Source organism: Lentimicrobiaceae bacterium (assembly GCA_020636745.1).
GTDB lineage: Bacteria > Bacteroidota > Bacteroidia > Bacteroidales > Lentimicrobiaceae > Lentimicrobium.
Genome location: JACJXH010000002.1, coordinates 390,388 through 412,071, shown reverse-complemented (window position 1 = coordinate 412,071; position 21,684 = coordinate 390,388). Strand labels below are relative to the sequence as shown.

Sequence of the window (21,684 nt, the reverse complement as noted above, 5' to 3'; positions counted from 1 at the left end):
AAAAAATCAACGTCATGAAAACAACCAGGATATATCTGCTGACTATTTTTGTAGCACTCGCTTCAACCTTTGTGAAGGCACAGGATCCATTATTTTCACAATTCTACAACAATCCTATCTATTACAATCCGGCAGCGGTTGGTCTTACACCCGGCATCAGAGCCCGGTTTAGTGTTCGCGACCAATGGCCAAACTTACCGGCTGACCTGCGCAACTATACATTCAGTATGGATATGGCTGAGCGCAATATTCCGGGCTCCGGCGGTTTAGGACTGATTGTTATGTCAGACAATGCCGGCACCGGTTATCTGAAAACATCAACCGTAGGATTGTCAACATCAGTCAGGGTTCCGCTGCAGGACAATATGATTTCACAGGTTGGAATTACCACATCATTTGTTCAAAAACGTCTGAATTGGGACAATCTGGTTTTTACAGATCAGCTGAATCCTGTGTATGGAAATATTTATGAATCCAGCTTTCAGCAACCTTCAACAGGCAATGTAGTCTATCCTGATTTTGCAGTCGGAGGTATTTTCAGATTTACCGAAAGCAGCAACACCTTTAGTGCCATTCAGGGAACATTCGGCCTGGCCGTTCACCACCTTTTCCGTCCAAACGAATCATTTCTCGGTCTTACTTCACCATTACCCCGTAAACTTGTAATTACCGGAGATTTGGTTTTTGAAATTGATGGCGACTCTGACGGCCCTTACTTTCAGCGTGGAAGTAAAAAGAATACATTCAAATTTAACCCGGGCTTTATTTACGAATCTCAGGCTGATTTCCGCACCTATTCAGTAGGTTTGAATATTCTTAAATCTTCCATTTATACCGGTGTTTGGTTTCGTAACCGCACCTCAGAACTGGCAAAATCAAACGACCTGATATTTATGTTGGGATTAAATGCTCCTTTTAACGGACAAACCCGCATGAAAATCAATTATTCATACGATTTTATTTTAACAGAAGTGAGAACGGCAGCAGGTTGTTCGCATGAAATCTCCATAGTACTTGAACTCGACGACTTTAATATCTTCAATCGCGGGAACAGGGGCGGCGGCTTTGGTTTTTCAACCCGCAACCGAAGGTCTATGGAAGAGTTGCAATGCTGTCCGTTCTGATAAAGATAAGCGATCCCCCCGACCATGAATTCTGTTCTGGTTTTCGCAGAAAAGCCCCTTTACCGGGGCTTTTCACTTTTTTATAAAACAAATTATTAAATTTCATACCCAAATCTGCGCAGCTGCTGCGGGTCATCGCGCCAGTCTTTGCTAACCTTTACCCTTAAATCGAGGAATACGCGTCCATCAATAAATTCCTCAATATCTTTTCGGGCTGCCATTCCAAGACCTTTGATTGATTTGCCCTGATGACCAATAATAATAGCCTTCTGAGATTCTCTGGCCACATAAATAGTAGATGAAATGTGCGTGATACTTTCCTTATCCTTACTCTCTTTTTCTTTATATTCCTCCACCACTATTTCAACAGAATAAGGAATTTCCTGTTTAAAATAGAGCAATATCTTTTCTCTGATAATCTCAGAAACGAAGAAACGCATAGAGCGATCAGTAAGCTCATCTTTAGGATAATAAGGCGGAGACGCAGGCAACATTTCAATCAGTGTATCAAAAACTGTTTCAAGGTTGAAATGATGTAAGGCTGAAACCGGAATTACCTTTGCCAGTGGCAAACGTTGCTCCCATTCCTTTATTAGCAGCAGTGCTTCTTCCTGTGTACACAAGTCCATTTTGTTAAAAACAAGAATTACCGGTTTTGACAAGGTATTCAGCTTACTTATCAAATCATCTGACAATGGCTCATCTGCCTTTTCAGTTACCAGTAAAAAAACATCTGCATCTTCCATAGCCGAATCCACAAACTTCATCATAGACTCATGAAGCTTATAATGTGGTTTAACAATCCCCGGCGTATCAGAATAAACAATCTGAAAATCGTCGCCATTTACGATTCCCATAATACGATGCCGTGTTGTCTGCGCTTTCGAAGTAATAATTGAAAGTTTTTCGCCAACCAGGGCATTCATTAAAGTAGATTTACCAACATTGGGATGTCCAATGATATTTACAAAGCCCGACTTATGCTCCATCTTGAAAAAATATTAATAATTAATTTGCACAGCAAAGAAACAAAATATATCTTTGCAGCCCGATTAAAGAATTGAACAACTCATAGTGCGGGGTGGAGCAGAGGTAGCTCGTTGGGCTCATAACCCAAAGGTCGTAGGTTCGAATCCTGCCCCCGCTACCAACAATTATGAAACAGTAAAGGCCTTGTAATCAAGGCTTTTACTGTTTTTAGGCATCTTATACTTTTGCCGGAAATCCTTTGATTTCCCGAATCTTTTGATTCATAATTGCTAATAAACCAGAATTTATGTCAAACATTATTGCAATTGTTGGTAGGCCCAACGTAGGAAAATCGACGCTGTTTAACCGCCTTACCGGCGAAAGATCAGCAATTGTTGACCCAACAAGTGGTGTTACACGCGACAGACATTACGGAAAATCGGATTGGAATGGTATCGAATTTTCAATTATTGATACCGGAGGTGTTGTAATAGGCAGTGATGACATTTTTGAAGATGCTATCCGTAAACAGGTTGAACTGGCTATGGAAGAGGCTGATGTCATTATTTTTATGGTTGATGTAAAAGAAGGCCTTTCCACGCTCGATGAAGATGTTGCTGACCTCATCAGGCGCTCACCTAAAAAAGTATTTCTGGTTGCCAATAAAGTTGACAATGCCTATCGTTCAGCTGATGCCGTTGAATTTTATGCGCTTGGATTTGAAAAAATCTACGAAATTTCAGCTATCAATGGCAGTGGAACCGGTGATTTGCTCGATGATGTTGTAAAAGAGTTTTCATCAGATACGATTGATAATTTTCCGGATCTTCCTAAAATTGCCTTTGTTGGCCGACCCAACGTTGGTAAATCATCCATGATTAACGCCCTGTTAGGCGATGAACGCAATATTGTTACTCCTATTGCCGGAACTACCCGTGATTCCATCTTCACACGTTATAACAGCTTTGGATTTGACTTTTTACTTGTTGATACCGCCGGGCTTCGTAAAAAAGGAAAAGTAACCGACAACATCGAGTTTTACTCAGTAATGCGTGCTGTGCGTGCCATTGAAAGCTGCGATGTTTGTGTGCTTATGCTTGATGCCACCCAAGGCATTGAGAGCCAGGATCTGAACATATTCGGACTGGCTCAGAAAAATCATAAGGGCATTGTAATTGTTGTTAACAAATGGGATTTGGTTGAAAAAGAAACCAACACGCACAAAGAATTTGAAGAACATATCCGCAGCCGTATTGCCCCATTTACAGATGTACCCATTATTTTTACTTCTGTAATCAACAAACAGCGCATACACAAAACCCTTGAAACAGCTAAAAATGTTTATGAGTCGCGCACACAGTCTATTTCTACCCGCAAACTCATGGATGTCATTCTGCCCATTGTAACAGAAACGCCTCCTCCGGCGGTAAAAGGTAAATTTGTAAAAGTTAAATATATCACCCAATTAAAGCTTGCCTACCCTGCATTTGTCTTTTTCTGTAACATGCCTCAATATGTTGCTGACCCCTATAAACGCTTTGTTGAAAACAGAATGCGTGAAAACTTCAACTTTAACGGCGTTCCGATTGAAATCTTTTATCGGCAAAAATAAATGAGTATGGCTGAAGAGCTGCGCATTGATAAATGGCTTTGGGCAGTGCGAATCTACAAAACACGCACGATGGCCGGCGATGCCTGCAGGGCCGGAAAAGTTAAAATTGACGGAGCTGTTGTAAAACCCTCAAGAGTATTGAAAACCGGCGATATTTTAACAGTAAGTCAGGGCCCTCTTACCCGCACTTTGCGCGTAAAAGCTTTAATTCACAACCGTGTTTCGGCAAAATTGGTCCCCGATTCTCTTGAAGATCTTACCCCTTTAGAGGAGTATGAACGCATAAAATTTATGCATGAATTAAATGCTGAGCACCGCGACCGTGGCACTGGCCGGCCTACTAAAAAAGACAGACGCATTATTGATCGATTAAAAGGCCCGGCCGAAGAGGAATAAGCCCTCCCCTGCATTGATTATTATTGCATTACTTTTAATCATTTCATATGCTGCCACTAACAAAATCTTTGTACTGGAGCCCCCCATATTTTTCAGCTTTACCTTTCACAGGTTGCTATAAACCCAGTCGGTATGAAACCTTTATCAGAAAAACATTGTGGGGATAAATGAAAGACAAATGCTCCATATCGGGAGCAGGCCTGAACTCACCTGTTGACGTGTTATCAGAACGGTTTTGTGACCAAACAAGATAGACTGAAGAGCCTGGCAAATATTCCCAACGGACAACCAGATTGGAAATAAAATAGAATGCATTAAAATCCGGCTTGTCAAAAGTATAATCAGGGGTTCCATTCAGGTCTTCATCAACATTGTAAACCTCGTCCTCAGCATTATACATCAACTGAGCATCCTGATAATACAAAAATCTGTCGTTAAATGCATCTGCTTTGGGGTCGGTAATCCTCTTGTATGCTGAATATTTCCCTGCCGAGATAAAGGGCTGGCCATAATATTGAATGGTAAGATCCGGAGTAATCCCAAAATTAATCCGAATTGGCAAACCAATTGTTTTTTGGGAGAGAAACCCGAAAATATACCTTGGATTCTGATTAAAATCAGCTGTTTCGATATACTGAAGCATAGTTTTATCCGCGCTATAAAACGGAGTAAGTGAAATATTCAAGGCATTTACAGGCGCCCAGGTAAGGCGCAGGCTGGCTGAATAGGATTCATTTACACTCTCATCACCACGAAACATTTGGAAACTGGCACCTCCGTTAATTTTCTTTGAATTGTCAGTTGATAGCGAAGTCCAAAAACTTGTGCCACCCGGTAAAAGCATAGCCGGGCCACCTCTGAGCATATAATTAGCCCGCTGGGCAAAATCTCTGTTAACCCCGATTCCAAAATTCCACAAATTTTTAAACTGTGTATTGGCGTTCACATTAACGCCTGAATAACGGTTATTTAAGCCAAAATCCCAACCGCTCCACTGATTAAAATTAAGGCTGATTTGCTTAAAAATACCCAAGGGCTTATAATACCTGTATCCTACCCAGATAACCTGAAAAATATCGTCGGAGCGGCGTTGAAAACCCGCATCATTCAGTTCGAAACCCGGTGAACGCCAATTTATCCATGTAACATAACGCCAGTTTCCACTTCCGGCCTTTCCAAACTCAACCACACCTGCATGTCCTGAAAGCGATGTGCGTGAAGGATCATATTTCACATAATCATTATCAGGTCGCTGAAAATATCTGGCTGATGATTCCTGTGTTTCTTTAATGGCAGTAGAATCACCCAATACATGGCTAAACATGCCTTTAATATTAAGATAATAAGTCCGGTCTTTCCAGGTATGATTAAAATCAACACCTCCCGAATAGGCTGCTTTGTGCAGATTATTCATTGCAGCATCTTCAATATTGCGGTTTACAGCCGTAAAAATACCTCCCAATTTAGTGGTTCCTTTATCAATATCCTTTTGCAAACGTCCAACAAAATAGTTTGTCAGCGGTTCAACCTCAACATTATCCGTTTTCTCAGCCAGAATGACATCAGCCCGTTCTCTGGAAGTAACGGATTCAAGTGCCCCAACCGACCACCCGTTGCTGGTTTTTCCGGTAAGTTTAAAAGCCCCCAGAATAGTTGTATTGGACGGCGTATCAGTATAATCATAATCAGAAATATCGCGATGAGGCGATCGGCCGATACGACGGGTATAAAAAAGATTATCACTTGAAGATTCATTTTCACCCGGCGACACCCCGAAACTCAATATGTTGCGTCCCTCAACAAAAAAAGGACGTTTTTCCTCAAAATACGATTCATAAGCAGTAAGATTAACCTCGGAAGGGTCTGCTTCAACCTGACCAAAGTCAGGATTAATGGTAAAGTCAAGAATCATATTATTGGTTATTCCTATTTTTCCATCAAAACCGGCCGATAAACTGGATGATTTCCCGGTTCGGAATGGATTTCCTTCTTCTGCTTGATATCTTTCGGTAGAAGCTACCATGTAAGGCATCAGCTCAATCTGTCGTTTGGGTTCAATACCCTTTAAACCTTCCAAAGTACCAAAACGGCTTACCCATGTTGAAGCATCGCGGGGTATAGGCTGCCATATGTCAACCTCATCAAACCGTTGTGTATAGCGCAATACCTGCAAACCCCATGTATGCGTTTCAGCACGCGCAAATCTGAGTTGGGTCAGCGGTATGCGCATTTCAACAGTCCATCCGAGGCTGTCAAAGGCTGCCTTGCCTGTCCACAAGGCATCCCATGACATATCCTCTCCGGTTCCATCTACGGTTACTCCATCAATTTTAACGCCGGCAGCGGTAACCCAAAAGAAAAATGCTGTAGTTTTATCAAAATAGCTGTCTATTTGAATACCCACCATGTCTCCTTCCATTTCATCGCGGCGCGACAAACGCCTGCTTATTTTTTTCGGATCGGGTTCAGATATTCTGAAAGCCACATAAATATGGTCATTATCGTACAAAATATTAAAGCTTGTTGGCTGCGTAGGAGGCTGTGCTTCCAGAGGTCTGTGCTGCACAAATCCTGTTTCCCAGCCTTGCTCAGGCCATTCACTTTTATCTATAAAACCGTCGGTAACCGGCGGCGCACCTGATATTCGGGATGGTATATATGATTTCAGGCTATCATTCATTGCTATAGCCTGGAGATGGCATAACAGTATGGTGAGCCCTATGATAATGAATTGTCGCATCGGCAAAAAGTTTAATACCTCTTTAAGACAGGATATTTAACCGTTTGTTACACAAAACTATGCCAAATTGCATAAGCCTGATTTTGTGCTAATTAAACTTAACGAAGTGAATAAAGCTGACCGGATTTGAAAACGAAGTGTGCGCCATCGGACAATAAATGGAAAATGGCCTGGCATAGTAATGTTGCTATCACTATTAGCTTACAAATAATGAAATCAGTAAAATGATCCTATTAAAATCAATGCTAGCCAATACTCAACACCAAGCCTTTCAAGTATTCGCCTTCGGGATGAAACACACTTACCGGATGGTCAGCTGAATGTCCCATATGATGAAGAATGCGTACATTCCGTTTGGCTTCAAGCGCAGCCGACATAACCATTGAAACAAACATTTCACGATCCATTGCCTGTGAGCATGAAAAAGTAAAAAGAAGTCCTCCGGCTTTAATTTTACTTAAAGCAGCGGCATTGATATATCGATATCCCTGCAGGGCCTTATGCCGGTCGGCATGCCGTTTAGCAAACGCAGGTGGATCGAGCACAATCAGGTCAAAATCATCAGGCATAGTACTTAAATACACTTTGGCATCCGCAACAACACTCTCATGCCGGGATTTATCAAATCCATTCATGCGCAGGTTTTCTTCCAGCGTATCCATTGCCTTGCGGGAACTATCAAGCGAAACAACCATTTTTGCACCGGCAGCCAAAGCATAAACCGAGAAACCTCCTGTATAACAGAATGCATTCAGGACTTTTTTACCTTTTGCATAAGAGCCTAACAAAGCGCGATTATCTCTTTGGTCGAGAAAATAGCCTGTTTTCTGACCTTGTACAAAATCAATCAGAAACTTATGACCATTTTCAAGGATTTCCACAGATTCTGAGCTTTTGAATAAAAAACCATCACCCTGTGACAAACCGCCTGATTTACCCAATGCTTCAGCACTTTTATCATAAACTGCTTTTAACTCCGGTCCATAAATCTCTTTGAGTGCATCCGATAATGCATTGCGCATTAAATACATTCCCGTACTATGTGCCTGAATGACCGCAACTCCATTATAAAAATCAATTATCAGACCAGGCAATCCATCACCTTCGCTAAACACCAGCCGGTAAGCATTACTTTGGGCATTGTTGGTAAAACCAATATCGCGCCGTAGCTGAAGGCATTGCAACAATTTGTTCTTTAAAAAATTACCATCAGGTTTATGAGGCCCAAAGTGAAAAACTTTCACAGCAATAGAACCGGTGCAAGCATGACCAGTTGCCAGATAATTTCCTGCAATATCATAAACTTCAACAATATCACCATCTTCAGGCGTACCATCAACATGATGTATAGCCCCTGAAAAAACCCAGGGATGAAAACGTTTGACAGCCTCATCACGGCCCTTGCTGAGAATGATCTTACCCGAAATCTGCATAAACTTAAATTTTCAGCAAATGTAAGCTTAATCGGATAAATGAATGCTCAGAACTTCATGCGCAAAAACAAGCATTTATAAAAATGAGGTAATTCACTTAAATTTGCATTGACAACCTTTGTCCGGAAATATTAACCAATTAACCCCTATGAAAAATGTATTTGTTGCTGGAGGCGTATCTATTGACAGCATTATTTATCTTCCTGAATTTCCCGCTCCTGTTCCCCAGACCATACATGAGTGCCGGTTTAATGAAACCATTGGATCGACCGGAAGCGGAAAAGCACTAAACCTAAGCCGGCTGGGATTTGACGTTTATTTGCATGCTTTAATTGGGGATGACAGTTTTGGGAAAAAAGCAATTGAATCATTGAACAAACCGAATCTGCATTTTCAATTTGACAATTTCCGGGGTGGCACTGAGCGCCATACTAATTTGATGAATGCTGCCGGAGAAAGAATCTCAATATTTACAAATAATATTGCAGAAGAACCTCCTTTAAGCTATCAGCAGTTTCATCCCTTTATAAATGCGGCTGATTTTATTGTCATCAACCTGAGTGGATATACAAAAAAAATTCTGCCAATGGTTAAAGCTTCCGGCAAACCCGTGTGGACAGACCTGCATGACTACGACGGTAAAAATCCATGGCATAAAGACTTTGTCAAATACAGTGATTATGTTCTGATGAGCTCTGACAACCTTCCGGATTACCGGCCTTTCATGCAAAAAATGATTGATGAAGGAAAGGAGCTGGTTGTAGTAACACATGGGAAAAAAGGTTCAACCGGTTTGACCAAAGACGGACATTGGTATGAAGCAGAAGCACTCACAGATTTTAATCTCATTGACAGTAACGGGGCCGGCGATGCCTATTTCAGCGGTTTTTTATACGGATTTTCTAATGGATATTCCATGCACAAATGCATGCAGATGGGAAGTATTGCCGGAGCTCTTTGCGTGAATTCCGATCAGCTTTTTCATCCGGAACTTAGCACATCACTGCTTGAAAATTTGTTCAACAAGCATTTCTCAAAATAGTAGACGCCTCATTTTCAAACCACTGACTCAATATATCTGGCAAAAAAAAGACTCAGCAGAAATCACTAATTTTATAACTTCAATCATTAACCGGATGATCAACATGAAATCGAAACTCTACAGCCATTTTTTAGCACTGCTAACACTGTTATTCCTGTCGTTAGCTGCGCATGCGCAACAAACTGACCGACAGTTTAAGAGCATTAAAGTGCTGGGCGATAAGCTTGAACTTGAAGTAAGCGATGGCAAATATTTTATTGCACCGCAAAGTGACAAGATTGTTCATGTTACTTTTTATCCGGCAGGACAGGCAACACATAATTTTTCTTTTGCTGTTGAAGAGAAAATTAACAAAGTTGATTTCACATTTATTGAAGAAGGTAATCTTATTGATATAGGCTCAAAAGGACTCACGATTAAAATCACCAAATCACCCTTTAAAATCGCTTATTACTTTAAAGAAAGGTTGTTAATTTCCGAAAATCAAGGCTTTATACCAACAGACACTTTGCAGTTGATTAATTTTTCGATTGACAAAGATGAGATTCTTTACGGCGGAGGAGCCAGAGTACTTGGAATGAATCGTCGCGGAAACCGGCTACAGTTATACAACCGCGCTCATTACGGATATGAAACACATTCACCTTTAATGAACTACACATTGCCACTATTCTTGTCGTCAAAACAATATGCAGTACTATTCGACAATGCCAGCGCCGGATACCTTGATTTAGACAGCAAAAGCAAAAACGAAATTACTTATGAAACAGTTGGTGGTACGCCAAACTACTATGTGATTGCAGCCGACAACTGGTATGACCTGGTTGACCAATATACTGGTCTGACAGGCAGACAGCCATTGCCTCCCCGTTGGGCGTTCGGCAATTTCAGCAGTCGATTTGGATATCATTCGCAGGCTGAAACTGAATCAACAGTTAAAAAATTCTTTAAAGATGGAATTCCACTTGATGCTGTAATAATAGATATTTATTGGTTTGGCAAAGAAATTAAGGGCACCATGGGTAATCTTGACTGGTATAGAGATAGTTTCCCAAGGCCTGAAAAAATGATAGAGCGATTCAAAAAGAAGGGTGTGAAAACAATACTGGTTACAGAGCCTTTTATTCTCACAACATCCAACCGCTGGCAGGAGGCTGTTGACAACAAAGTACTGGCCACCGACGGAAAAGGCAACCCTTACACTTATGACTTCTACTTTGGCAATACCGGACTTATCGACATTTACGATCCTAAAGCCAGAACATGGTTTTGGGATATTTATAAAAAGTTTACCAGCCAGGGTATTGGCGGATGGTGGGGCGATTTAGGTGAACCGGAAGTACATCCATCAGCATTACAACACATTGCAGGCTCTGCTGACGAATTGCATAACTCATACGGACACGAATGGGCCAGACTGATTTACGAAGGATATCAAAAGGATTTCCCCCAGCAAAGGCCCTTTATTCTGATGCGTGCTGGTTATGCTGGTTCACAAAGGTATGGAATGATACCATGGACCGGAGATGTTAGCCGTAGCTGGGGAGGACTTGTTCCTCAACCTGAAATATCACTGCAAATGGGAATGCAGGGGCTTGCCTATATGCATTCAGACCTCGGAGGTTTTGCCGGAGGCGACACCATGAACAACGAACTTTATACCCGATGGCTTCAATATGGAGTATTTCAACCCATATATCGTCCTCATGCACAGGAACATATCCCCGCTGAGCCCGTTTTCCAAAATGAAATCACTAAAAACCTCGTTAAAAAATCAATTGAACTCAGGTATAAACTGATACCTTACATTTATAATATGGCTTTTGAAAACAGCCGTACCGGAAAACCATTGATGATTCCGCTTTTCTTTAATGAAACCCAAAACCAGAAGTTGCTGACATACGACAAAGCCTATATGTGGGGCGATGCATTCCTTGTGTCACCAGTAAAAGAACCCGGCGTAAAAACACAAAATATTTACTTGCCGGAAGGAACATCATGGACCGATTTCTATACAGGAAATATATACCCGGGCGGACAAGAAATTACCTTTCCATTAACCATTGACAATATTCCTGTGTTTGTAAAGGGCGGGTCGTTTATTCCAATGTTACAAAAAGCAGAAAACACTAAAAATTATTCGCTCAAAACCTTTGATTTGCATTATTATGCCGACAGTTTAGTTGCCGAAAGCAGATACAAATTATATAATGACAATGGAGAAACTCCCCAAGCCTTTGAAAAGGGTAATTATGAGATGATGAATTTTACTGCAACATCAACCGGCAACACGCTCAGGTTTCTGATTCAAAAAAACAGAATGAGCAAACAATTAAACCAATCTGACAACGAAATTACGCTTTTGGTGCACAATCTGGCTGGTAAGCCAGCAGGTGTAAAAATAAACAACTCATACACCAGTCCCAAGTCCTGGAAATGGGACGAAAACAATAAGTTACTTGAGATAAAAGTCACATGCCCGATGAAAGGAGAGAGCATCGAAATTGTAAAAAATCTCTATTAATAAAGCTCAAATATTAAATGCGTAAATGTGCTGCCATTGAGATTACAAAGCATGTTTTTGTTGTAACTTTGCACATCCAAAAAACAAAAAAACGCGCAATATGAAAAAACTGATTTTCATTGCTTTAATAATGCCATTCCTGTTTGCCTGCAACGGTAAAAAAAAGGAATTTGAATCACTGCAGGCCCGCTATGACAGCCTGCTGACACTGGGTTTTACAAAAGATACCACAATTCTGGATTATCTGGAGTCGTTTAATTCCATTCAGGCAAACCTCGACTCCATAAAGCAGGCTGAAATGCTGATTACCAAAAGTACAGCAACTGACGGAGAACTAGAGCCTGATCAGAAAGAGCAAATAAACCGCGACATCAATCTGATTTATGAAATGTTGCAAAAGAACAAACAAACTATTGCTGAACTGAAATCCAAATTGCGTAAATCAAATGCCAAAGTAACAGCACTGGAACAAATGATTGAACGCATGTCACGCCAGATTGAAGAAAAGGATGGGCAGATTGCACAGCTTCGCGAACAATTGGAGAAAATGAACATTCAGATTGAAATTCTGACCTCAAATGTTGAAAATCTGGCTGCTGAAAGCCAGTCGAAATCACAAACCATTAATGAACAAACAGATGCTTTAAACACTGCTTATTTTGTTATTGGCAATAAAAAAGAGCTGGTTGAACAAAAAATCATTACCGTGGAAGGTGGTTTTGCGGGAATAGGACGCAACAAAAAACTGAAAGAAGACTTCAATCGCGACTACTTTACCAGAGTTGACATCACCAGACTTAAATCAATTCCGGTGCTAAAGAAAAAAGCACAAATAATCACCACACATCCTTCTCAATCCTATAAAATTTACGGCGAGAAAGCGGTGGATAGCATTGTAATCGTGAATCCCAAAGAATTCTGGTCTGCATCAAAATATCTGGTAATTATTGTTGATTAATTTGAATTTCAATGGGTTAAAACATCATTTATATTCAAAAAAGAGGCGCTGATTGTTAGTAATCAGCGCCTCTTTTTTATCTCTGGTTTCAAAAAAAACTTCAAACCTCACTTATTTAGCTACAGGAAGTGAAGAATCAAACCCATGAATTGTAAACATCAGATTCCTGTTTCAGGCAGACATCTCCTCAACCATCTCAAACACTTTGGATTCATCAATTTTTGAAACAGAATCCGTTACTCCTGCAATTTTTTTCACCAATAGTTTTTCAATGAAATTCATTCGCTCAAAATTAAACTCTCCGCCAGTAAGTTTGCAACTTTTGGCATGATTTCGCAGCACTTCAGGAAAGGCAAGGTCAAACTGCTCACGGGCTTTCTCTTCTTCCATACAACTTAGGAAAAGGCCTAACGGCTTTTTTAAAAGCACATCCAGGTTGCTGTTGCAAAATTCCTTTACACGTTTTTGAATATTGCCGGCATGAATAGAACCCCCGATTATTATCTGATCATACTTATTCAAATCTGCCTTTTCGTTTAACTTAAGATTGAACAAATCAGTGCTGTCCTTCCCTAATGCTTCACTTAGCATATAGGCCACTTTTTCAGTTGTTCCGTGATGTGAGCGATAAATAATTGCCGTTTTCATACAAACTGTATTTTCTGTTTTAAAATTCTCTTAATCGAAAAAAAACTGAAGAACTCATTTGTAAACCCACTTAGAATTTCATTTCGGTCATGAAATCTCTTTTGACAAGACACCACGTAAACACCCCACCTGCTACATTTGAAATCTACAGGAGAACAGTTTTCAGCAATACGTAAAGAATGGTCAAAATGAGGTTAATTTCAGAAAACCATCAAAAAGTAAGCTATTTTTTGACCTGGGGAATACTGTCATAAACAATCTCGTTTATCTTTTCCCCATCCTCATCAAAAAATGTCCAGGTGCCTGATCGTTTACCCATATTAAAATAACCGGTATAATAGATTTTCCCATTTTCGAAATAAACAGTGCGTTTACCGTTGCTTTCACCGGCTTTAAATTCGCCTTCACTCCAGAGCGACCCACTTTTATACCAGGAAGCCCAGTATCCTTCACGCAGTTCATTTACATACCCCCCTTCCATATATTTCTGACCATTGAGGTGATAATCCACTTCCTTTACCAGAACCTCTTTACCGTTAACCTTTTCATAGGTTTTCTCCGATTTAAGGGTTCCATCCTCATAAAGTTCCTTTTTTACATGGGTACGTTGGCAGGCAGTAAACATAGTAATACTGAGTGCAATCATCAGCAAACGGCGCATAGTTTTTTGCAAGTTTTTGATTTATTGTCTGTTAAATAGCAACCTGCAACCTGTTTCACTTTCATCAAAAACACCGTTGTGCCAGGCCAGGTGACCGCCCACAAAGGTATGTGTAATTTTTGAATGAAAAGTCTGTCCTTCAAAAGGAGACCAGCCACATTTATAGAGAATATTCTCAGGTCTAACAGTCCAGGGAGCATTCGGGTCAACCAATACGAGATCGGCATGATACCCTTGTCTGATAAAGCCCCGGCGATCGATGCTGAAAATACGGGCCGGCGCATGACACATTTTTTCAACCACCATAGCAGGCGAAAGCTGATTGCTGTGACATAATTCGAGCATGGCTGCCAGAGAATGCTGCACAAGCGGCCCGCCTGACGGACATGAGGAATAAGGCCTGGATTTTTCTTCGCCAGTATGCGGGGCATGGTCAGTTGCTACCACATCCAGGCGACCATCAAGCAAAGCATTGCGAAGTGCTTCCCTGTCTGAAACAGCCTTTATTGAAGGATTCCATTTAATTTTAGGGCCAAGTTTATCGTAATCATTATCCGAAAACCACAAATGATGTACGCAAACCTCGGCTGTAATTCTTTTATCAGCATTAGCCTGGCTGCGAGACAACAAATCAAGTTCAGATGCGGTTGAAAGATGCAGGATATGCAGGCGGGTATTGTATTTCTTCGCCAGTTTTACAGCAAGCGAGCTTGATTTGTAGCAAGCTTCACTGCTTCTAATTTCGGGGTGGGCCGAAAAAGGGATAGTTTCCCCGTATTTGTTGATAGCGGCTTTAGTATTAGTTCTGATGGTTTCTTCATCCTCACAATGCACAGCTACAAGAGTAGGCGCAAATTTGAAAATATTTTCAAGGGTTTCGGGGTTATCAACCAGCATATTTCCCGTAGAGGCACCCATAAAAACTTTTATGCCGCATACAGTCAGAGGGTCTGTATTTAAAATTTCACTCAGGTTGTCATTCGAAGCACCCATATAAAATGAGAAATTGGCAAGTGACTTTTCTGAAGCCATGCGATATTTCTCTTCGAGTAGCAGCTGGGTGAGGGTATTGGGGACAGTGTTGGGCATTTCCATATAAGAGGTAACTCCACCTGCTACAGCGGCGCGGCTTTCGGTATAAATATCGCCCTTGTGGGTAAGCCCCGGATCACGGAAATGCACCTGATCATCAATCACTCCAGGCAACAGCCATTTCCCTTCCCCATCAATAATCTCTACACCATCCATACCCGAAAATTCGCCGGGCATAATCATGCTGATAAGGCCATTGTTGATTAAAACACTGCCTTTAAAAGCATGCCCTTCATTAATGATGGTTGCGCCTAAAATCAGATATTTCTTTTTCATGACAAAAGGAAAATTTCCGGTTCAACTAAAGTACTCCGGTAAAGATACAAAATAAACAGATGAGAATCAGATTTCAGGCAGCCTTTCTGGGTCTGATACGTTTAAATCGGAGCTGTATAACCCCAAGGATGGCTTCCCTGAAAATACCCCTGCTCATCTTGGATTCTCCTTCAGTACGATCGGTAAAAATGATGGGTACTTCAATGATTTTGAATCCAAGCTTCCAGGCTGTATACTTCATTTCTATCTGAAAGGCATAACCGGTAAATTTGATACAATCGAAATCAATTGTTTCAAGCAACCCGCGCCGGTAACATTTAAAACCGGCAGTTGTATCCATAATTTTCATACCGGTAACAATACGCACATAGTAGGAAGCAAAATACGACATCAACACCCTGCCCATAGGCCAGTTAACAACATTCACTCCTTTTATATACCTGGATCCTATGGCAACATCGGCGCCCTGATTGGCACAGGCATCATAAAGTTTCAGCAAATCGTCGGGATTGTGCGAAAAATCGGCATCCATCTCAAAAACAAAACTATAGCTACGGCCAAGAGCCCATTTAAAGCCATGAATGTAGGCTGTACCTAATCCCAGCTTGCCTTTGCGCTCTTCCATAAACAAACGGTTTGGAAATTCCTGCATCAGCCTTCGCACAATGGCTGCAGTGCCATCAGGTGAATTGTCTTCCACAATTAGGATATCAAACTCTTTGCTCAACGAAAAAACCTTACGGATAATACGTTCAATATTTTCCTTTTCGTTGAATGTTGGGATAACGACCAGACTATCTTTCACACTATAAATTTTAATCAGCGAAATTAAACTAAAAAACTGCGTTTGAAAAATTTTAACGATGCTAAATTCATAAAAAAAACAACGAATTCGGCACTAATTCTGTTTATTCAGAATCAGGAAAACAGGCAGATGATCACTATATCCACCCAGATACTTACGTCCTGCATAAGTTCTGAACGGATTTCCGGCATATTTACCTTCCTGTTCAAACAGGAATTTCTCATTACAAATATCAGCATGATCTAGCTTCCACCCCTTCGCTTTTTTAGATAGCAAGGCTTGAGACACAATTATTTGATCAAAAAGATTCCAGTTGTCGCGGTATGTTAATGTTCCGCGTCCATTGTGGTGTATCATCCACATAGGATTAAACAACTCTCCTTTCCGGAGGTTTTCCCTGAGCCCTTTAGCTCCCAATACATCAAAAACACTGCTATCGGCAGGATCATCATTCATATCTCCCATAATGAGGATTCTGGCATTTTTATCCTCTCGCATCAGCGAATCGCTTAAATGGCGGCACAGCCTGGCTGCTTCCTTACGGTATTCCGGTCCACTGCGGCGCGAAGGCCAGTGATTAACAATTACACTAATTTTCTCACCATCCAGCTCACCGGTTACAACCAACTGATCGCGGGTATGAAAATCTTTTTGTTCAGGAATTACCAAACGGTTGGATGTAGTATTTGAAACTTTAAAATCATTTGATTTATAAAGTAAAGCCACATCTATTCCTCGTTCATCCGGCGAGTTATAATGAATAATCCGGTAACCTTTATCCCGAAGCATGGGAGTGTTTATTAAATCTTCCAACACACCGCGGTTCTCCACCTCTGCCAATCCTATAACAGAAGGGCCTCCGGCAACGAATTCAGCCCCCAGACCTGAAATCACCTTAGCCATATTTGAAAGTTTTGCCTGATAACGTGCTTCAGTCCAATTATAATTTCCTGAAGGAAGAAAATCAGCATCATCAATCCGGGGATCATCTATAGTATCATACATATTCTCAAGGTTATAGAAAGCAATACATGTCGTATTTAACTTCTGACCCTGAGCACAGGATTGCATCGATATCACAACCAAAAAAACAAGAAGTAATTTTTTACACAACCTCAAACAGTTCAATTTTTTCATTTTACCAGATTAAATGCAGTCTATTCGGTTTACAAAACGATAATCTAAAATGCGTGCGCAAAGGTATTGATATTATACTCAAGTTGATTGCACGATTCAATAACGTAATGTTCAGTTGCGAAGTACATTTCTGACTTTTTTTTGCATACATTGAACAAATAGCTGAGTTTCATAAATATTAATTGCCTATTAAACAGATTCCTTAAAAAAATACTTGTACTTTTGTAGACTGAATGATTGTACTTCAGACACAAGAAATTTGTTAAAATAATTTAAAATCAATCGCTTATGAAAGCTTTTTTACCCCTTGTGGTTGTGTTTTTTACAGCCATTTTTGCAACAGCACAAACTCCAACAGACTTGTTTTTCTCAGAATATGTTGAGGGAAGCGGCAATAATAAGGCACTTGAGATTTACAATCCAACCAATCAGACCATTGACCTGAGTGTATATTATGTATTGCGCTTCAGCAATGGAAGTTCAACATTTGCCGAAGGTGGTGCTACCAGGCTCAGCGGCACACTGGCTCCTTATCAGACTTTTGTATTGGTAAACGGTCAAACTTCATCAACCTCCTCATCGCCCGCATGCAGCCCTGTATTACAGGCATTGGCCGATCAGCTCGATGGCGCTTATCCGGCACCAACTTATATGAATGGGAATGATGCGATGGCATTGGTTAAAACACCAAATGGCGAAGCACCCAACGCAGATATGTCGAATGTTACTTCAGTTGACTTGTTCGGACAAATCGGGCTTGGCGCAACAATTTCAGCTGAAACCGGATGGTCATATGTGAAAGATTCAACGCTTACCTATACCGCCAATGGCGTAGAAGTTACTGGTAAAGTTGTTAATTACATCGTTCAGAAAAACGCCACCAATGGCACTTCTTTTGGTCCTTTCTGGATGTCATGGACATCTGATCACTCTCTAATCCGTAAAGCTTCTGTTGTAAAAGGTGTTGTTACAAATCCAAACCCTTTCATTGTAAATATGGAATGGGATACAGTTCCTGCAGTTGTTGATACAGCCGGACACTTTGTTTACAAAGATATTTGGACAAATTTGGGTTCACATGTTTGCGTAGCAGCTACAGCAGGTGTAAATGATAACCCATCAGAATTGAATCTGAATATTTACCCCAATCCTGTAATTACCGACCGTTTTACTATTAATTCGTCTTTACCGGTTAAAGAAGTTGAGATTTTCTCAGTTATTGGCCAGCGGGTTTATGCTCACACCTATAAAAAAGGACAAAAGCAGTTGGAAGTAGGCCCTCTTTCTTTAGAAAAAGGAATGTACATGGTACGTGTAACCTCTAATGATGGCGTTACAAGTGTCAAAAAAATTCTGGCTAACTAGCCTTAAATTTTCCTGATCAAATTGATTAACAGGTATCTGAAAAGGAGCATTGCATCACTTCAGATACCTGTTTTAAATATATAAATAAGCCTTCCAATGACACGTAAACTACTACTATTCTCATTTTTGATCATTGCTGCACTCTCAGCATTTGCACAAAAACAACAGGTTACCGGAGTTATAAAAGACTCCATTACAGGCGAAACCATTGTTGGCGCCAATATTATCATCAAAGGAACCACTACCGGAACGGTGAGTGATATCGATGGCAACTTTAAGCTGGAACTGAACAAAGGAAAACATGTACTGCAGGTTTCTTTTGTTGGTTACAATATGATTACCAGAGAGATTTCTGTTTCAGGAAGTCCATTAAAACTTTCATTTTTACTTCGGGCTACAGTATCTCTTGATGGCATTGAAGTAACGGCTGATTATGCCAAGGTGCGCGAAACCCCGGTTGCTTTTACTACTTTGCTTCCTGCCAAAATTGAAGAAAGACTTGCAGGACAGGATATTCCTATGCTGCTGAACAAAACGCCTGGTGTTTATGCCACACAACAGGGCGGCGGCGATGGCGATGCCCGTATCACCATCCGGGGTTTCAGCCAGCGAAATGTAGCTGTTATGCTCGACGGAATCCCTGTAAATGATATGGAAAATGGTTGGGTATACTGGTCAAACTGGTTTGGATTAGATGCCGTAACACGCAGCATTCAGGTTCAAAGAGGTTTGGGCGCATCCAAACTTGCCCTCCCTTCAGTTGGTGGAACTATGAATATAATTACCAAAGGGATTGATAACAAACGTCAGTATAGCATTGAACAAGGAGTTGATGCTGAAGGCAAACTCACTACCAATTTGGGGCTAACAACAGGCAGACTAAAAAATGGCTGGGGAATCACGCTTGCAGGAGCTTACAAAAACGGAAATGGCTGGGTTGATCAAACCAGCGTAAATGCCTGGTTTTTTTATGCTAAAATTGATAAAATGTGGGGCAATCACCTTACCAGTCTTACCGCATTTGGTGCCCCCCAAACCCACAAACAACGTAATTACAAACGCGCCATTGCTGATTATGACACAGCCTATGCCAAAGAGCACGGTGTAAATTCAGAAGACATTCCTGTCATCAATAATCAGGGCATTAGTTACAATGCACATTGGGGTTATATAAAACGCGATGCCGAACAATGGAACAGCGACTTTTCTGCCCGCGAAATAAATCCCAATGCCAAAAAAGAGGTTCTGAATGAAATGGTTAATACTTATTTTAAACCTCAATTCAGCCTTCGTGATTTATGGACTGTAAATGACCGGCTTAGTATTACCAACATTGCCTACCTTTCGCTTGGAACCGGCGGAGGTGTGCAACCACGCAGCAGTCTTAAAAATACCAATCTGATTACTCAATCCGATTATATCAATAATCCGGGAGTATACAGCGAAGATGAAATCGGACAAATTAACTGGCAAAGTATCTATAATCAGAATACCAAACCTACTAATTCAGGATTTGGTCTGGTTTACCCAATCAATACACTTTATAGCGACAAGCTCTATTATTCAAACAATTACCTGGTTCAAAACAACAACAACCATGTTTGGTACGGCTTATTGTCGACATTTTCCTACAAGCTGAACAACCAGTTTAATTTATCAGGAGGCGTTGACCTTCGGTCATACACAGCTGAACACTACAGTGAAATTACCGACTTGCTGGGTGGCGATTATGCCATTGACAAAGGCGACAAAAGAATTGACTATGATGCGAACAGCTCTTCAGCCATGAAACATGTGGGCGATAAAGTGAACTACTATTACGATGGCCTTGTAAACTGGGGTGGTGCATTCGGACTCTTGGAATATAAAGTTGGCAAAATAAGTTCATTTGTAAACCTTACAACATCGGTAAGCGGCTACAAAAAGATTGACTACTTCGGCAATAAAGAATCAGACTGGAAATATAAGCCAGGCTTTACTTTCAAGACGGGAGCCAATTATAATATTAATAAACACAGCAATGTTTTTGTTAATATGGGTTACCTTTCAAAAACGAAAGATTATAAGTATTACTTCTACGGATTTACCGCTAATTTCCTGCCCGACTCAATTTCAAAAAATGAAAAAGTTAAAGCTGTTGAATTAGGCTATAGCTATACCAGCAAACAATTTACTGCCAATCTGAATACCTACCTGACGGTATGGGAAAATAAGCCCACCAATCAGGTCAGAGGTAAATATACCGATCCTGTTACGGGAAATGAAGGTTATACCTATGGCGATATCCCCGGAATGGATGCCCGTCATATTGGTGTAGAACTGGATTTTATTTACAAAATCACAGAGAAAATCGATTTCCAGGGTCTTATTTCTATCGGCGACTGGATCTGGAACAAAAAAATTGACAATCTTCAGATGTTCTTTTCCGATAATAACCAGCCTGCCAATAGCTTCAGTTTTGATGCAACCGGCATTCATGTTGGAGATGCTGCCCAAACCCAATACGGTGCCAGCTTAAGATACGAACCGGTTAAAGGTTTGTATTTTGAAGGAGGTGCAACCTTCTTCGACAGGTATTATGCTGATTTCAACCCGGAAGAATGTACTGATGAATCAGGAAATCCGATTGAATCATGGAGAATGCCATCATACGGACTGATTGATTTTCATGCTGGTTATCGTTTTAAAATACAACCTTTGCAGAAACTTAATTTTACAATCAGGCTTAATATGCTGAATGCTCTGGATACTATGTATATTTCTGATGCCAAAAATAATGACACATACATTCAGAATCCTTTCAGCTCATTTGATGCCCGCTCAGCCTCTGTATTTATGGGAGCTGGCCGCCAGCTGACTGCTTCATTAAAAATTACGTTTAATTAAGCATCGCATTGAAGAA

At 40.7% G+C, this 21,684-nt stretch carries 16 protein-coding genes and 1 tRNA gene; 9 read left to right on the top strand and 8 right to left on the bottom strand.

Annotation, left to right across the window (positions count from 1 at the left end; translation table 11 throughout):
• Window positions 1-14 precede the first annotated feature (14 nt).
• Window positions 15-1,124: a PorP/SprF family type IX secretion system membrane protein gene (locus tag H6541_04405; protein ID MCB9015014.1), complete on the top strand. Its 1,110-nt coding sequence runs from the start codon at window positions 15-17 to the stop codon at window positions 1,122-1,124.
• A gap of 95 nt (window positions 1,125-1,219) precedes the next feature.
• Here the strand turns inward: H6541_04405 and era are convergent, their stop codons facing one another.
• Window positions 1,220-2,113, bottom strand: a complete 894-nt coding sequence (gene era, locus H6541_04400; GenBank protein ID MCB9015013.1) for a GTPase Era — start codon at window positions 2,111-2,113, stop codon at window positions 1,220-1,222.
• Window positions 2,114-2,199: 86 nt separating this feature from the next.
• Between era and H6541_04395 the strand changes: the two genes are divergently transcribed.
• The 3 genes from H6541_04395 to H6541_04385 all read left to right on the top strand — a co-directional run bounded on the left by H6541_04395 (window position 2,200) and on the right by H6541_04385 (window position 4,101).
• A tRNA-Met gene (locus tag H6541_04395) sits at window positions 2,200-2,274 on the top strand.
• A gap of 126 nt (window positions 2,275-2,400) precedes the next feature.
• Window positions 2,401-3,705 (top strand): ribosome biogenesis GTPase Der, encoded by a 1,305-nt coding sequence (gene der, locus H6541_04390; GenBank protein ID MCB9015012.1) that lies wholly within the window; start codon window positions 2,401-2,403, stop codon window positions 3,703-3,705.
• Between the two features lie 6 nt (window positions 3,706-3,711).
• Window positions 3,712-4,101: an RNA-binding S4 domain-containing protein gene (locus H6541_04385; GenBank protein ID MCB9015011.1), complete on the top strand. Its 390-nt coding sequence runs from the start codon at window positions 3,712-3,714 to the stop codon at window positions 4,099-4,101.
• A 115-nt stretch (window positions 4,102-4,216) separates the two neighbouring features.
• Here H6541_04385 and H6541_04380 read toward each other — a convergent pair whose 3' ends face one another.
• Window positions 4,217-6,841 (bottom strand): carbohydrate binding family 9 domain-containing protein, encoded by a 2,625-nt coding sequence (locus H6541_04380; protein MCB9015010.1) that lies wholly within the window; start codon window positions 6,839-6,841, stop codon window positions 4,217-4,219.
• A gap of 245 nt (window positions 6,842-7,086) precedes the next feature.
• Window positions 7,087-8,274: a class I SAM-dependent rRNA methyltransferase gene (locus H6541_04375; protein ID MCB9015009.1), complete on the bottom strand. Its 1,188-nt coding sequence runs from the start codon at window positions 8,272-8,274 to the stop codon at window positions 7,087-7,089.
• A gap of 148 nt (window positions 8,275-8,422) precedes the next feature.
• On the opposite strand from H6541_04375, the gene H6541_04370 reads away from it, so the two are divergent.
• The 3 genes from H6541_04370 (at window position 8,423) to H6541_04360 (ending at window position 12,798) form a co-directional block, all read left to right on the top strand.
• Complete coding sequence (locus H6541_04370) at window positions 8,423-9,316, top strand: carbohydrate kinase family protein (protein ID MCB9015008.1); 894 nt, start codon at window positions 8,423-8,425, stop codon at window positions 9,314-9,316.
• 103 nt (window positions 9,317-9,419) lie between these two features.
• Window positions 9,420-11,840, top strand: coding sequence for a DUF4968 domain-containing protein (locus H6541_04365; GenBank protein ID MCB9015007.1), 2,421 nt, complete (start codon window positions 9,420-9,422; stop codon window positions 11,838-11,840).
• 100 nt (window positions 11,841-11,940) lie between these two features.
• On the top strand, window positions 11,941-12,798 hold the full coding sequence (locus H6541_04360; protein MCB9015006.1) for a hypothetical protein: 858 nt from the start codon (window positions 11,941-11,943) through the stop codon (window positions 12,796-12,798).
• A gap of 171 nt (window positions 12,799-12,969) precedes the next feature.
• On the opposite strand, the gene H6541_04355 is transcribed toward H6541_04360, so the two are convergent.
• From H6541_04355 to H6541_04335, 5 genes are all read right to left on the bottom strand, one after another.
• The gene (locus tag H6541_04355; protein ID MCB9015005.1) at window positions 12,970-13,446 is read right to left on the bottom strand and encodes a flavodoxin domain-containing protein; all 477 of its coding nucleotides are present in this window, start codon (window positions 13,444-13,446) and stop codon (window positions 12,970-12,972) included.
• A gap of 223 nt (window positions 13,447-13,669) precedes the next feature.
• Window positions 13,670-14,107: a hypothetical protein gene (locus H6541_04350; GenBank protein ID MCB9015004.1), complete on the bottom strand. Its 438-nt coding sequence runs from the start codon at window positions 14,105-14,107 to the stop codon at window positions 13,670-13,672.
• 21 nt (window positions 14,108-14,128) lie between these two features.
• Window positions 14,129-15,475: a dihydroorotase gene (locus tag H6541_04345; GenBank protein ID MCB9015003.1), complete on the bottom strand. Its 1,347-nt coding sequence runs from the start codon at window positions 15,473-15,475 to the stop codon at window positions 14,129-14,131.
• 73 nt (window positions 15,476-15,548) lie between these two features.
• Window positions 15,549-16,280 (bottom strand): polyprenol monophosphomannose synthase, encoded by a 732-nt coding sequence (locus H6541_04340; protein MCB9015002.1) that lies wholly within the window; start codon window positions 16,278-16,280, stop codon window positions 15,549-15,551.
• Between the two features lie 93 nt (window positions 16,281-16,373).
• Window positions 16,374-17,417, bottom strand: coding sequence for an endonuclease/exonuclease/phosphatase family protein (locus H6541_04335; protein MCB9015001.1), 1,044 nt, complete (start codon window positions 17,415-17,417; stop codon window positions 16,374-16,376).
• Between the two features lie 288 nt (window positions 17,418-17,705).
• Between H6541_04335 and H6541_04330 the strand changes: the two genes are divergently transcribed.
• Window positions 17,706-18,782 carry a lamin tail domain-containing protein gene (locus H6541_04330; protein ID MCB9015000.1) on the top strand — a complete coding sequence of 359 codons (1,077 nt, stop codon included), beginning with the start codon at window positions 17,706-17,708 and terminating at the stop codon, window positions 18,780-18,782.
• A 96-nt stretch (window positions 18,783-18,878) separates the two neighbouring features.
• Entirely contained in the window at window positions 18,879-21,668 is a 2,790-nt protein-coding gene (locus H6541_04325) for a carboxypeptidase-like regulatory domain-containing protein (GenBank protein MCB9014999.1), read from the top strand.
• Window positions 21,669-21,684 lie beyond the last annotated feature (16 nt).

What these genes read in the sequence shown, in the direction of transcription:
- era (MCB9015013.1), bottom strand. Translation starts at nt 2,113, where the DNA reads ATGGAGCATAAGTCGGGCTTTGTAAATATCATTGGACATCCCAATGTT.
- H6541_04380 (MCB9015010.1), bottom strand. Translation starts at nt 6,841, where the DNA reads ATGCGACAATTCATTATCATAGGGCTCACCATACTGTTATGCCATCTC.
- H6541_04335 (MCB9015001.1), bottom strand. Translation starts at nt 17,417, where the DNA reads ATGAAAAAATTGAACTGTTTGAGGTTGTGTAAAAAATTACTTCTTGTT.
- der (MCB9015012.1), top strand. Translation starts at nt 2,401, where the DNA reads ATGTCAAACATTATTGCAATTGTTGGTAGGCCCAACGTAGGAAAATCG.
- H6541_04325 (MCB9014999.1), top strand. Translation starts at nt 18,879, where the DNA reads ATGACACGTAAACTACTACTATTCTCATTTTTGATCATTGCTGCACTC.
- H6541_04360 (MCB9015006.1), top strand. Translation starts at nt 11,941, where the DNA reads ATGAAAAAACTGATTTTCATTGCTTTAATAATGCCATTCCTGTTTGCC.
- H6541_04345 (MCB9015003.1), bottom strand. Translation starts at nt 15,475, where the DNA reads ATGAAAAAGAAATATCTGATTTTAGGCGCAACCATCATTAATGAAGGG.
- H6541_04355 (MCB9015005.1), bottom strand. Translation starts at nt 13,446, where the DNA reads ATGAAAACGGCAATTATTTATCGCTCACATCACGGAACAACTGAAAAA.
- H6541_04330 (MCB9015000.1), top strand. Translation starts at nt 17,706, where the DNA reads ATGAAAGCTTTTTTACCCCTTGTGGTTGTGTTTTTTACAGCCATTTTT.
- H6541_04365 (MCB9015007.1), top strand. Translation starts at nt 9,420, where the DNA reads ATGAAATCGAAACTCTACAGCCATTTTTTAGCACTGCTAACACTGTTA.
- H6541_04375 (MCB9015009.1), bottom strand. Translation starts at nt 8,274, where the DNA reads ATGCAGATTTCGGGTAAGATCATTCTCAGCAAGGGCCGTGATGAGGCT.
- H6541_04350 (MCB9015004.1), bottom strand. Translation starts at nt 14,107, where the DNA reads ATGCGCCGTTTGCTGATGATTGCACTCAGTATTACTATGTTTACTGCC.
- H6541_04370 (MCB9015008.1), top strand. Translation starts at nt 8,423, where the DNA reads ATGAAAAATGTATTTGTTGCTGGAGGCGTATCTATTGACAGCATTATT.
- H6541_04385 (MCB9015011.1), top strand. Translation starts at nt 3,712, where the DNA reads ATGGCTGAAGAGCTGCGCATTGATAAATGGCTTTGGGCAGTGCGAATC.
- H6541_04405 (MCB9015014.1), top strand. Translation starts at nt 15, where the DNA reads ATGAAAACAACCAGGATATATCTGCTGACTATTTTTGTAGCACTCGCT.